Annotated in this window: 9 protein-coding genes and 1 pseudogene; 5 read left to right on the top strand and 5 right to left on the bottom strand. The window is 48.4% G+C overall.

Annotated features, from left to right (window positions below):
* Nucleotides 1-108: 108 nt before the first annotated feature.
* The 4 genes from ACO0K1_RS19390 to dnaA all read right to left on the bottom strand — a co-directional run bounded on the left by ACO0K1_RS19390 (nucleotide 109) and on the right by dnaA (nucleotide 6,478).
* Nucleotides 109-1,125 carry a virulence RhuM family protein gene (locus tag ACO0K1_RS19390; RefSeq protein WP_423028738.1) on the bottom strand — a complete coding sequence of 339 codons (1,017 nt, stop codon included), beginning with the start codon at nucleotides 1,123-1,125 and terminating at the stop codon, nucleotides 109-111.
* A 21-nt stretch (nucleotides 1,126-1,146) separates the two neighbouring features.
* Nucleotides 1,147-3,651 (bottom strand): DNA topoisomerase (ATP-hydrolyzing) subunit B, encoded by a 2,505-nt coding sequence (gyrB, locus tag ACO0K1_RS19385; protein ID WP_423028736.1) that lies wholly within the window; start codon nucleotides 3,649-3,651, stop codon nucleotides 1,147-1,149.
* 227 nt (nucleotides 3,652-3,878) lie between these two features.
* Nucleotides 3,879-4,985 carry a DNA polymerase III subunit beta gene (gene dnaN / locus ACO0K1_RS19380; protein WP_186912417.1) on the bottom strand — a complete coding sequence of 369 codons (1,107 nt, stop codon included), beginning with the start codon at nucleotides 4,983-4,985 and terminating at the stop codon, nucleotides 3,879-3,881.
* Nucleotides 4,986-5,089: 104 nt separating this feature from the next.
* Nucleotides 5,090-6,478 carry a chromosomal replication initiator protein DnaA gene (dnaA, locus tag ACO0K1_RS19375; protein WP_423028734.1) on the bottom strand — a complete coding sequence of 463 codons (1,389 nt, stop codon included), beginning with the start codon at nucleotides 6,476-6,478 and terminating at the stop codon, nucleotides 5,090-5,092.
* A gap of 682 nt (nucleotides 6,479-7,160) precedes the next feature.
* Between dnaA and rpmH the strand changes: the two genes are divergently transcribed.
* The 5 genes from rpmH to mnmE all read left to right on the top strand — a co-directional run bounded on the left by rpmH (nucleotide 7,161) and on the right by mnmE (nucleotide 11,409).
* Complete coding sequence (rpmH, locus tag ACO0K1_RS19370) at nucleotides 7,161-7,295, top strand: 50S ribosomal protein L34 (protein WP_061535510.1); 135 nt, start codon at nucleotides 7,161-7,163, stop codon at nucleotides 7,293-7,295.
* Between the two features lie 40 nt (nucleotides 7,296-7,335).
* The gene (rnpA, locus tag ACO0K1_RS19365; protein WP_423028732.1) at nucleotides 7,336-7,746 is read left to right on the top strand and encodes a ribonuclease P protein component; all 411 of its coding nucleotides are present in this window, start codon (nucleotides 7,336-7,338) and stop codon (nucleotides 7,744-7,746) included.
* A 1-nt stretch (nucleotide 7,747) separates the two neighbouring features.
* Nucleotides 7,748-8,047: a membrane protein insertion efficiency factor YidD gene (yidD, locus tag ACO0K1_RS19360; RefSeq protein WP_423028730.1), complete on the top strand. Its 300-nt coding sequence runs from the start codon at nucleotides 7,748-7,750 to the stop codon at nucleotides 8,045-8,047.
* A gap of 19 nt (nucleotides 8,048-8,066) precedes the next feature.
* Nucleotides 8,067-9,827: a membrane protein insertase YidC gene (yidC, locus tag ACO0K1_RS19355; RefSeq protein WP_423028740.1), complete on the top strand. Its 1,761-nt coding sequence runs from the start codon at nucleotides 8,067-8,069 to the stop codon at nucleotides 9,825-9,827.
* Nucleotides 9,828-10,002: 175 nt separating this feature from the next.
* The gene (gene mnmE, locus ACO0K1_RS19350; RefSeq protein ID WP_423028728.1) at nucleotides 10,003-11,409 is read left to right on the top strand and encodes a tRNA uridine-5-carboxymethylaminomethyl(34) synthesis GTPase MnmE; all 1,407 of its coding nucleotides are present in this window, start codon (nucleotides 10,003-10,005) and stop codon (nucleotides 11,407-11,409) included.
* Between the two features lie 576 nt (nucleotides 11,410-11,985).
* On the opposite strand, the pseudogene ACO0K1_RS19345 reads toward mnmE, so the two are convergent.
* Nucleotides 11,986-12,103: pseudogene (locus tag ACO0K1_RS19345) on the bottom strand (IS30 family transposase); the annotation flags it as partial.

The following is a 12,103-nucleotide window of genomic DNA, read 5'->3' as shown; positions in this document are numbered from 1 at the left end:
TGGGTGAGATGTGTGTAGTTCATTATGCAATTTCGACTGGCCGGTCAAAAAGGCACAAATGCTATCGCATCTTGCCCTCATTAACCGGTACCGTTCATAAATTGCACTTCATCCTAGAATTCGCCTATATTTTTTTTCAACTTTTTTCGCCATCACTTCAAGCATCCGCAAATCATCAGCGTCCGCAGCCTTTGCTTCAGCTTCACGCCTTGCCGCTTCAAAGCTATCGTAACGCGTTTGAGCTATCTGCTTCATTTGATCATTACTGATTTTTCCGGCATTGTGCAAGATCGGCTTGTCATTAAATTCCAGAAGCTTATCTACGTTATTACGCCAAAAATCTAGGGATAGTTCTTTGCGGTCTTTGACGCGTAGTTCTGCTTGTTCTAAAAAGATCACGACGAGACGGTTGAGTGTATCGACTTCATCTGCTGTTAAATAATTCTTTGCAATCACAACATCATGTTTGCGTACCCCTGTGCCGCTCCAAGTCGTGAGTGCCATATTGGGAGAGTTGGGATCGGCTCGCGCTACAATGATTTCAGCTGCGGTTTGCTGCGTGACAGCGTAAAGAAGTTTGTTTTGCACTTCTGCAAAGAACACTTGTGCCTTGCTGTCACTACTTTGATAGTCATGACTTAGTGCAAATAGGTCGCGAACCTTTTGATAAAAACGCTTTTCTGAAGCGCGAATATCTCGGATACGTGCCAGCAGTTCATCAAAGTAATCCCATCCGCCTGGGTTTTTCAGGCGTTCGTCATCCATGACGAAACCTTTAAGGAGATATTCTGAGAGATGAGCGCTAGCCCATTGGCGGAATTGATTGCCGCGTGGCGAACGGACGCGGTAGCCAATAGCTAGTATCATCGCCAAACTGTATAGCGTGATGCTACGTTTAACTTGGCGATTGCCTTCGGTTTGAACTGTCAAGGATTCCTTGACAGTTGCTCTCTCGTCTAATTCTTTGTCTTCAAGAATGTTCTTTGCGTGCAAGCTGACGTTTTGCTTGGTGGTCGCGAATAACTCTGCTATTTCTAACTGGGTCAGCCATACGTTACCATCTTCGGCTCTGAGTTGAATTCGAATTAAGCCATCTTCTGTTTGGTAAAGAACGAGTTCACTCATGCTAAGACATTCTTGGTAAAGTTAAACGTCAATATTCCCCGCCCTTAACGCATTCGACTCAATAAACGCACGACGCGGTTCAACATCGTCGCCCATTAATGTCGTGAAGATCTGGTCGGCGGCAATCGCGTCTTCGATCTGGACTTTCAAGAGGCGGCGGACGGTTGGGTCCATGGTGGTTTCCCACAATTGGCTTGGGTTCATTTCGCCCAGACCTTTATAGCGTTGCTTGGTGACGCCGCGTTCGGCTTCGTCGCGTAGCCACAGCATGGCGTGGTGGAAGTCTTGTACGGCGATTTCTTTTGCGCGTTCGCCTTCGCCACGGCGCATGAAAGCGCCTTCGCCTAACAGACCTTTAAACGTTGCTGCGGCGCTTTCTAAGACTTTGTAGTCGGTTGCTTCGACAAAGTCTGCGTCAATGCTGGTGACTTTAACGTTGCCGTGGTACATACGTTCGATGCGCAGGCTGAATGCGCCGGACAATTCATCGCTACGCACTACAACTTTAACCGCTGGATCGTTGATCGCTGTGGTCATATTGATCGCGGATTGTTCAGCGTTTTCTAAGGTGTCCATTTTCAGGGTGACGCCGGTCATGATGGCAGTCAATGCAGCGCGGTCGATGACGCGGGTTAAACGCATCATGATGGCATTGGCCAGATTGTATTGGCGTACCAATTCTGCCAATGCGTCGCCAGTGATCGGGTCAGCGCCTGTGCTTGGGATCAGCGATGCGCCTGACAATGCGACGTTCATCATGTAGCTTGCTTCTTCAGCGTCGTCTTTCAGGTAGCGTTCATCGCGACCGGCTTTGACTTTGTACAGTGGTGGTTGGGCGATGTAGATGTGGCCGCGTTCTACCAGTTGTGGCATTTGGCGATAGAACAGGGTCAGCAGCAAGGTACGAATGTGGGCACCGTCAACGTCCGCATCGGTCATGATGATGATGCGATGGTAGCGCAGTTTGTCAGCGTTGAATTCGTCAGGGCCGATGCTGGTACCCAGCGTGGCGATCAAGGTAGTGATCTGTTCGCTGGAGAGCATTTTTTCAAAGCGGGCTTTTTCGACGTTGAGCACCTTACCGCGCAAAGGCAAAATCGCCTGGAACTTACGGTCACGACCTTGTTTGGCAGAACCGCCCGCGGAGTCACCCTCGACGATGTACAGTTCGCACAGGGCAGGATCTTTTTCCTGGCAATCAGCAAGCTTGGAGGACAAGCCCAGGCCATCCATGACGCCTTTACGACGGGTCAGTTCACGGGCTTTGCGTGCTGCTTCGCGGGCGCGGGAGGCTTCAACGATTTTGCCGCAAATGATTTTGGCGTCGTTGGGTTTTTCAGCTAAGAAGTCGGTCAGCGTTTTGGCGACGATTTCTTCAACCGGGCCACGTACTTCGGAAGAAACGAGTTTGTCTTTGGTTTGTGAACTGAATTTTGGTTCAGGTACTTTGACGGACAAGACGCAAGTTAAGCCTTCGCGCATATCGTCGCCAGTGACTTCGACTTTGGCTTTTTTAGCGTATTCGTGTTCTTCGATGTATTTGTTGATGACGCGGGTCATCGCAGCGCGTAAGCCAGTTAAGTGGGTACCACCGTCGCGCTGTGGAATATTGTTTGTGAAGCACAGTACTTGTTCGTTGTACGCATCGTTCCATTGCATAGACACGTCAACAGTGATGTTGGTGCCTTGATCGGATACACGTTCGCCAGTTGCCTGGAAAATCGTTGGGTGCAATACGCTTTTTGCTTTGTTGATGTATTCCACAAAACCGCGGGTACCGCCTTCAAACGCAAATAACTCTTCTTTACCAGTGCGGTGGTCGTTGAGTTTGATGCGCACGCCGTTGTTCAGGAAAGACAATTCGCGGATACGTTTTGCCAGAATTTCGTAATGGAATTCAACGTGGGTGAAGATTTCTTCATCAGCCCAGAAATGCACTTCAGTACCGCGTTTGTCTGTGTCGCCGACGACTTTGATCGGTGATGTAACGATGCCGTCGACAGTTTCGAGCTCACGGTTTTGCGGTACGCCACGGACAAATTCCATGGTGTGGACTTTGCCGTCGCGACGAATCGTCAGCTTAAGTAATTTGGATAAGCCGTTTACGCAAGAAACACCAACGCCATGCAAACCACCGGAGACTTTGTAGGAGTTCTGATCGAACTTACCGCCGGCGTGCAATTCGGTCATAACGATTTCAGCGGCGCTACGCTTAGGTTCGTGCTTGTCGTCCCATTTGATACCTGTTGGAATACCGCGGCCATTATCGGTAATCGAAATGGAATTGTCGGTATGAATCGCAACGTTGATTTCAGTACAGTGACCTGCCAGAGATTCGTCGATGGAGTTATCTAACACTTCGAAGACCAGATGATGCAAACCAGTGCCGTCCGACGTGTCGCCAATGTACATGCCAGGGCGCTTACGTACGGCTTCCAGGCCTTCCAGAATCTGGATGGAGGATGCGCCATATTGATTGGAACTGGCGGCTGAAGCTGGTTGGTTCTCTTGGTTTTGATCGGACATGGCTACCTTCGTTTGTGTTTACTGCGTGTTCATGGGTATTCAATCCCTTGCTCGCTCATTTTGTGGTGGGCGGGGAAGGGTGGGGTGGCGGAGTGGGTACTCTGCTAAAAAGACATTGAAGATCAGATTGCACAACTGGCTGCGTTTCGTGCAGTTGCCCGTGTTTCACCGATATCAACGTCCCTCACCCCTGACCTCTCCCGCTTGCGGGAAAGGGGGTGGCATGCTTAAATTCTCATTGGCATGACAACGTATTTGAAGTCAGTGTTTTCTGGAACGGTGATCAATGCGGAAGAATTGGAATCACCCAGAGAAACGCAGACTTGATCGCATTTCAGGTTGTTCAATACGTCCAACAAATAGCTGACGTTGAAACCGATGTCGACACTATCGCCGCCGTAATCGATTTCGATTTCTTCCATCGCTTCTTCTTGATCGGCATTGGTCGACAAGATTTGCATGCTGCCTGGTGTGATCACACAACGCACACCTTTAAACTTGTCTGACGTCATGATCGCTGCACGTTGCAACGAGCGCAGCAATTGTTCACGACCGAGTGTAAAGCTATTTTTGTAGCCTTTCGGAATCACGCGATTAAAGTCAGGGAATTTACCTTCAACCAGTTTGGACACCAGTTCGATATCTGCAAACGTCAGTTTGACCTGATTGTTGGCGATGTCGATTTGTACCGGGTCTTCTTTGTCTTCCAGCAAGCGCTGCAATTCGATAATTGTTTTGCGTGGGATGATGACTTCATGGCGTGGGAACTCTTGTTCCACCTCGACCTGGCAAAACGCCAGACGATGACCGTCAGTCGCAACGGCAATCACGTTTTTACCATCGACCACCAACAAGAGGCCATTGAGGTAATAACGAATGTCTTGTTGCGCCATGGAGAAGTGCACCATGTTGAACAAATGCTTCAAGGTTTTTTGCGGCAAATTGACGCTGGCATTGAAGTGTTCAGCTTGTGCTACAGTAGGGAATTCTTCCGCTGCCAGGGTTTGCAAAGAAAAACGTGATTTACCAGACTGCACGCTCATGCGTTTGTTGTCCAGCTTGAGAACCACGTCCTGATCATCCGGCAGGGCGCGCAAGATATCCAACAATTTGCGTGCAGCAACCGTGGTAGCCACAACATCGCCGCCAGAGCCGATTTCTGCTTTGGTCGTGATTTGTACTTCGATGTCCGTCGACAAGAAGGACACTTGTTCACCGTCTTTGCGAATGAGGATATTGGCCAAAATCGGCAATGTGTGCCGACGCTCGACAATACCACTCACAATTTGCAAAGGCCGGAGCAGTGTGTCCCGGTGGGTTTTTACCAATTGCATTTGAAATCCTCGCTAATCGTGGTTGAATACAATAAATACTGCTTAAAAACTGCGGTCATGCTGCTGCTAAATTACTTGATGCTTTTATCAAAAATGCGCTCGCATCAACCTTTGAGGGTTTGCTCAAGCACATGCAATTCATGGTTACATTCTGGATTCTTGCCACGATCCGCCGTGATCTTGCGTACAGCATGCAAGACCGTGGTGTGATCGCGACCGCCAAACAATTCGCCAATTTCTGGCAAACTTTTTTGCGTTAGTTCTTTCGCCAGATACATCGCAATCTGGCGTGGTCTGGCAATATTCGCCGGACGTTTTTTGGAATACATGTCAGCGACTTTGATATTGAAAAAGTCGGCGACGGTTTTCTGAATATTTTCTACAGAAATCTGACGATTTTGTACTGACAACAAATCTTTTAAGGCTTCTTTAACAACGTCAATCGTGATCTCTTTGCCGTGGAAGCGTGAGTAAGCAAGAATCTTGCGCAGGGCGCCTTCCAATTCACGCACGTTTGAGCGCAAATGTTTGGCGACAAAGAAAGCCACGTCATCAGAAAAATGCACGCCTTCGGAATGTGCTTTTTTGAGCAAAATCGCGACCCGCATTTCTAATTCTGGTGGTTCAATCGCAACCGTTAAACCAGAGTCAAAACGCGAAATCAGGCGATCATCCATGCCGGTGATTTCTTTAGGATACGTATCGCTGGTGATGATGATTTGCTTCTTGGCAGCGATCAGCGCTTCAAACGCATAGAAGAATTCTTCTTGCGTGCGGCTCTTGCCACCAAAGAATTGAATATCATCGATTAGCAACAGATCGAGTGAATGGTAGTAACGTTTGAATTCGTCAAAGCCTTTGCGCTGGTAAGCCGTGACCACGTCACGCACATATTGTTCGGCGTGGATGTAGCGGATTTTCGCATTGGGGTTATCGACCAGAATCTGGTTGCCGATCGCGTGAATCAAATGCGTTTTACCAAGACCAACACCGCCGTATAAAAACAATGGGTTGTATGAAACGCCAGGATTGTTGGCAACTTGAATTGCTGCGGCGCGCGCCAATTGGTTGGCTTTACCGGTCACGAAACTATCGAACGTTAATTCGACATTGATACGGCTGAGATCGCGACGTGGCGAGGCTTCTGGTGCGGCTGCTTCGGCTTGCATTTCTGGTGCACTGTTGCTGCTTGGTATTTCACCATCCACACCCGGACGCGTAGGCATCGGTGCCGGAGCCGGTTTTTTACCGCCGCGTGGATCGAGCACAAAAACAACTTCGACTTCTTCGTCCCAATACTGGTTTGCCAGTTCAGAAATACGATTCGCAAATTGGGCTTTGACCCAATCGAGTTTAAAACGATTGGGCGCAGCAATACTCAGCTTGCCTTCTTCGAAGGACAGCGGTACGAGCGATTTAATCCATGCACTATATTGTTGCGGTGGAAGCTCTTGCTCAAGTTGGGACGAACAGGCTTGCCAGAAATTTTCCATGTATGACTTTAAATTATTAAATGCAAATGCGCGGAGCCGAATGAATGAAACATTCACCAAAACTAAGCGCACGACTTTTTGATCACGTTGGCTTTTTCAGAAAAACCAACCAAAGTAGTGACGACTTATTTCGCTGCAGTTTCTGTCAGGGTCAGAAATTTTCATTACCCTTGTTACTTTCTGTTTTCAGGAATTAAAAACGCCATGTGTTCATCATCATGTACAAATTGTTCAGATTGTACAATTTGTACAATTTGTACAAAGGAACAGATATGAAGCATATTGCCGTTTAATTCAATTTGTCGAAAGTTGCCATAAAGGCATAAACCGGTGCCGCGCTAATCCTCTATTTTAACCGCGACTGGGCGAGTTATCCACAGCCTTGGATTAAATTTATTCTTTGCACCGCAGCACCGCCCGTAAACGGCTTTTGATTAATTTTTACGCTAAGTGATTGACAGGTAAGGTAAAAATGGTGTCTAATTACGGGTTCCCTACCCTCTTTTATTGGATGGTGCATTGTTTGTGTTGAGTTTTACCAGTTCAGCACATGGGCAGTACAGTGATGCAGCAAGCCATGAGCAGCGGTTTTGGGGCAGTAAAGGTGAAAAGCCTGACGTAAACAACGCAAGCCTTTACCCGTAATTCCGATTTTTTTTATTGCTCAAATAGCGAGACCAACATGAAACGTACTTACCAACCTTCCGTCGTTCGCCGCAAGCGCACTCACGGTTTCCGCGCACGTATGGCAACCCGCGGTGGCCGCGCTGTACTGAATGCACGCCGTGCTAAAGGCCGTAAACGCCTGGCAGCTTGATTTTAAATTTTTGGTCTGCGGCAGCTTTCGCTGACATCGCATGATCAATTTTTTAGCTGACCCAGTTCAGGCGGATGCCGGCGGTGCAGATTTTGCACGTGCCCGACGCATCATTAAAACGGATGAATTTTCATCCGTTTTTCGTTTGCGCCCCGTGCAAAAAACGCCTCATTTTGTGCTCTACGCCAGAGCCAATGAACTGCCGCATGCTCGTTTAGGTGTGGTTGCTGCCAAGCGCTTTGCGCCGCGCGCAGTGACCCGCAATACGATCAAGCGTGTAACGCGTGAAATTTTCAGATGTGCCGCCTTACAAAACGTCGATTGCATTGTGCGACTGTCGCGTCCCGTCAATAGCAAAGATGGCCCAGCGACGACTGCCCAGCTCAAGCGCGAGCTGCGGGCGGAAATTCTGCGCCTGTTTGCGGCACCTGCCTGTAAAAAAGGCGGCTGACATGAAAACACTACTGCTCCTGTTGCTACGCTTCTACAAGTATGCAATCAGTCCTATGTTGGGGCAGAATTGTCGTTTTTACCCCAGTTGTTCTGAGTATGCAGCACAGGCAATCGCATTGCATGGTGCGACCAAGGGAAGTTATTTAGCAGGCAAACGCTTGTGTAAATGTCATCCTTTTCATCCTGGTGGCGTGGATCATGTCCCGCTGGCTAGTGAAAAACAAAAGATTGTCCCCACATCCGACCCATGCTGCCATGATCATTCTGGCAGCACTGGTCATTCCTCACACTTTTCCTGACATACACCAAATGGATAAAATGGATATCAAACGTACCGTCCTGTGGGTTATTTTTTCTATGTCGCTGTTGCTACTGTGGGATAACTGGATGCGCCATAACGGCAAATCATCCATGTTCTTCCCTGCAGCGGCAACGCAACAGGCAAAAAATGCGCAAACAACGACGCCTGCGAATTCTTCCGTCCCAGCCACTGCAGCTAGTGCCGCAGCAAGCGGCACAACAACACCTGCTGCTGGCGATGCTGCGGTAGTAGCCGTGAAAACTGAGCGTATTACGATCACGACCGACGTAATCAAGGCGGATATCGATACCTTGGGCGGCGAAGTCAAACGTCTGGAATTATTGCAATATAAAGATCATCCAAAGCCAGAGCATTTCTACGAGCCATTCTTAGAGGCTGTCGGCTTACCCGCAAAACAGCAAAGCGATAAAAACGTTGTGTTGTTTGATGAAAGTAATGCCCGTACTTATCTCGCACAAACTGGTTTAGCTAATGCCGCTTATCCAAATCACAAGTCTGTGTTTATCGCACAACCAGGCAAACGTAGCCTCGATGGCAGCGATAGTGTGCAGTTGGTTTTGGTCTCAGAGCAAGGTGGCGTCAAACTGACAAAAACGTTCACCTTCAAAAAAGGTGACTACGCGATTGACGTCAAACACACAGTCACCAACAACACTGGCGCACCAATAACACCAATGTTGTACCTGCAACTGATACATGACGGCACAAAACCTGAAGGCGGTTCGATGTTTACAGGCCCGTCCGAATTCTATGCACCTGCGGTGTACACAGACTCGGAACACTTCCAAAAGCTGGAATTTGAAAAAATCCGCAAAGCAGAAGAAGAAAAGTCAGGCAGCAGCAACAGTAATCATGCTAAATCAGCCGACAATGGCTGGATTGCTGTGATTCAACATTTCTTTGTGTCTGCGTTTGTACCGCAAGACAAAGGGATGATGCGCGAATTCCGTACCGAAAAAGTGCGTGACAACATTTACGCGGTCAGCACGGTATTGCAATTAGGCAGTATTGTTCCTGGTGCAAGTAAAGATTCTGACGCAACGCTGTACACAGGCCCACAATCGACCGCCGTACTGGAAAAAATTGCCCCAGGTCTGGAACTGGTCAAAGACTACGGTATCTTGGCTATTATCGCTAAACCCTTATTTGGCTTGATGAGCTTTATCCATGGCTTGATCGGCAACTGGGGTTGGACGATCGTTGCATTTACCATTTCCATTAAACTGGCCTTGTTCCCATTGTCCGCTGCTGGTTATCGCAGCATGGCAAAAATGAAAGTCGTCACACCGAAGATGCAGGCTGTGCGTGAACGTTACAAAAACGATCCGCAAAAAATGAATCAAGCGATGATGGAATTGTACAAAACCGAGAAAATCAATCCGCTCGGTGGCTGCTTCCCTATTCTGATTCAGATGCCCGTGTTCTTGTCCTTGTACTGGGTATTGCAAGCCAGCGTTGAAATGCGTGGCGCACCTTGGATGGGTTGGATCACTGATCTGACTTCACCAGATCCGCTGTTCATTTTGCCTGTGATTTACGCGATTTCGATGTATATCACCACTAAACTGAATCCGGCACCTGCAGATCCTATGCAAGCCAAAATGATGATGTTTATGCCATTGGCGTTCTCAGTAATGTTCTTCTTCTTCCCGTCCGGTCTGGTACTGTACTGGGTAGTGAACAACATTCTGTCGATTGGCCAGCAATGGGTGATCAACAATAAATTGATTCCACCTGAACATAAAGTAAAGGCTTAAGTATTATTTTGAGAGTTTGAAGACTCTGAAAAAAATCGAAAGCCCCCAAAAAGCCCGCCAGTTGCGGGCTTTTTTTATATTAATGTAATGGCGAAGCTAAATTGTTTGTCGCATTTCCGTCACAAAGCTGCCTATATTTCTGCACTTCTGCAGTGCAAGCAAAGATAATTTGAACATGATCTACGAACCTATCCCCATCGCCGCCATTGCCACCGCCCCCGGACGCGGAGGTATCGGTGTTGTGCGCATCTCCGGCAAAAATCTGGCGCCCGTCATAAGCGCCTTATTTGGCACAACCCAACTTAAACCGCGTCATGCGAGTTACCTGCCATTTACTCAGGAAGATGGCACCGTTATTGATCAGGGTATCGCAATTTATTTCAAGGCCCCCCACTCTTACACGGGTGAAGACGTGCTGGAGTTGCAAGGCCACGGTGGCCCGGTGGTGATGCAAATGTTATTAAGCCGTTGCCTCGAAGCGGGTAAAGCATCAGGTTTACGCTTAGCCGAACCCGGCGAATTTACTCAACGTGCCTTCTTAAACGATAAACTGGACTTAGCCCAGGCCGAAGCTGTGTCGGATTTGATTGAAGCGTCGACGGAAGCAGCAGCCAAATCAGCCTCGCAATCGTTGTCTGGCGCGTTTTCAAAAGTCATTCATGATCTGGTCGACAAAGTCGTTCACCTGCGCATGCTGGTCGAAGCGACTTTAGATTTTCCGGAAGAAGAAATTGATTTTTTAGAAAAATCGAATGCGCGTGGTCAACTCAGCACCATACAAACCGCTTTGCAAAAAGTGTTCGAGCAAGCAGCACAAGGGGCGTTGTTGCGCGCTGGTTTGAATATTGTATTGGCTGGTCAGCCTAACGTCGGCAAGTCCTCTTTGCTAAATGCTCTCGCAGGTGATGATGTCGCGATTGTCACGCCAATTGCTGGTACGACGCGTGACAAAGTCACCGAGACGATCCACATTGAAGGTATCCCACTCAACATTATCGATACCGCTGGCATACGCCACGAACATGATGATGTAGAGCCGGGTGGCATCGTTAATGTGATCGATACAGTAGAACGCATCGGCATAGAACGCACATGGGCAGAAGTTGAAAAAGCAGATGTCATTTTGCATCTACTCGATGCGAGCCGTGGCCCGACTCGCGCCGATGAAGCGATCGTTGCGCGCTTCCCGGATGGTGTTCCGGTGATCCGTGTCTGGAACAAAATCGATATCTCTGGTCACCACGCAAGTGTCGATCAGATGGAAGATGCAACCCACATTTATCTTTCAGCACAAGACCATATCGGTATCGATTTGCTGCGCAAAGAATTGCTGCGCATCGCAGGTTGGCAACAAACCGGTGAATCTTTATACCTCGCCCGCGAGCGCCACTTGATCGCACTCAAACACGCGCACGAACATCTGCAAACCGCCGCGGAATACGCCGCGCAAAACGATCAGTCACTGGATCTGTTTGCGGAAGAATTACGCCTGACCCAAGACAGGCTCAACAGCATCACCGGTGAGTTTTCTTCGGACGACTTGCTGGGTGTGATTTTCTCGCGGTTTTGTATTGGGAAATAAAGCGCGCCAAATCGTATTGTGTGGGGCGGGTACAATCTGCGCCGATCTTTTGGCTACTTAAAATGGCGAATTGCACGTGCCCTACGTGCTGTGATCTAAGTCAATCCTGATGCCATCCCTTTTTGCGTTATTTTTGCGCCCTTTTTAATGTGTAAAGCGATCGCTCTTTGTAGAGCCATGCCGGGTGTGGCCCGGTAGCCACTTACTTATCTTTGCTTCGCCAAAGCAACGTAAGCAAAAGAAAGGCGACGCTGGGACGTTGCCCTGCATGTGCCTTCGCGGCGTGTCGGCACAATTTGCGCATCACGTAAAACGGGAAAGTATCTTAACTCGCTGCGCTCAGACAACGACACTTCCTGATCCATTTTCCGTGAAGCACAAATTGCTTTGAATTGCTTTAGTTAAGCGGAGAAAGTCAACAGCGATATTGCCGTGGGTGCGGAGACTCAATCGTATCAGGGTGGTTGTAACCCGCCTGATACCTTGTGTCGCTCAAAAGGGCTGGTTGCCTCCGCCCACGGATTTTACGTTCCCATTTGTTAGCAGTTGTTAGCCCGTGTAAATGTTTACGCGAGTTCAATTTTGAAGTGCAAGCGTATTTTTGAAGAATACCTGATTGGGTGTAAGGTATCCTAACCTTTTTCTTGGTCGATTATTCAGTCTATTCATGGCGTGATCAATCTCCTGTTGTGTA

It is taken from the genome of Undibacterium sp. SXout20W (assembly GCF_049340285.1).
Lineage (GTDB): Bacteria > Pseudomonadota > Gammaproteobacteria > Burkholderiales > Burkholderiaceae_D > Undibacterium.
Note: the sequence above shows the minus strand (reverse complement) of the source record. Positions and strands in the feature narration are given on the sequence as shown.

What these genes read in the sequence shown, in the direction of transcription:
- gyrB (WP_423028736.1), bottom strand. Translation starts at nt 3,651, where the DNA reads ATGTCCGATCAAAACCAAGAGAACCAACCAGCTTCAGCCGCCAGTTCC.
- dnaA (WP_423028734.1), bottom strand. Translation starts at nt 6,478, where the DNA reads ATGGAAAATTTCTGGCAAGCCTGTTCGTCCCAACTTGAGCAAGAGCTT.
- mnmE (WP_423028728.1), top strand. Translation starts at nt 10,003, where the DNA reads ATGATCTACGAACCTATCCCCATCGCCGCCATTGCCACCGCCCCCGGA.
- dnaN (WP_186912417.1), bottom strand. Translation starts at nt 4,985, where the DNA reads ATGCAATTGGTAAAAACCCACCGGGACACACTGCTCCGGCCTTTGCAA.
- yidC (WP_423028740.1), top strand. Translation starts at nt 8,067, where the DNA reads ATGGATATCAAACGTACCGTCCTGTGGGTTATTTTTTCTATGTCGCTG.
- ACO0K1_RS19390 (WP_423028738.1), bottom strand. Translation starts at nt 1,125, where the DNA reads ATGAGTGAACTCGTTCTTTACCAAACAGAAGATGGCTTAATTCGAATT.
- yidD (WP_423028730.1), top strand. Translation starts at nt 7,748, where the DNA reads ATGAAAACACTACTGCTCCTGTTGCTACGCTTCTACAAGTATGCAATC.
- rpmH (WP_061535510.1), top strand. Translation starts at nt 7,161, where the DNA reads ATGAAACGTACTTACCAACCTTCCGTCGTTCGCCGCAAGCGCACTCAC.
- rnpA (WP_423028732.1), top strand. Translation starts at nt 7,336, where the DNA reads ATGATCAATTTTTTAGCTGACCCAGTTCAGGCGGATGCCGGCGGTGCA.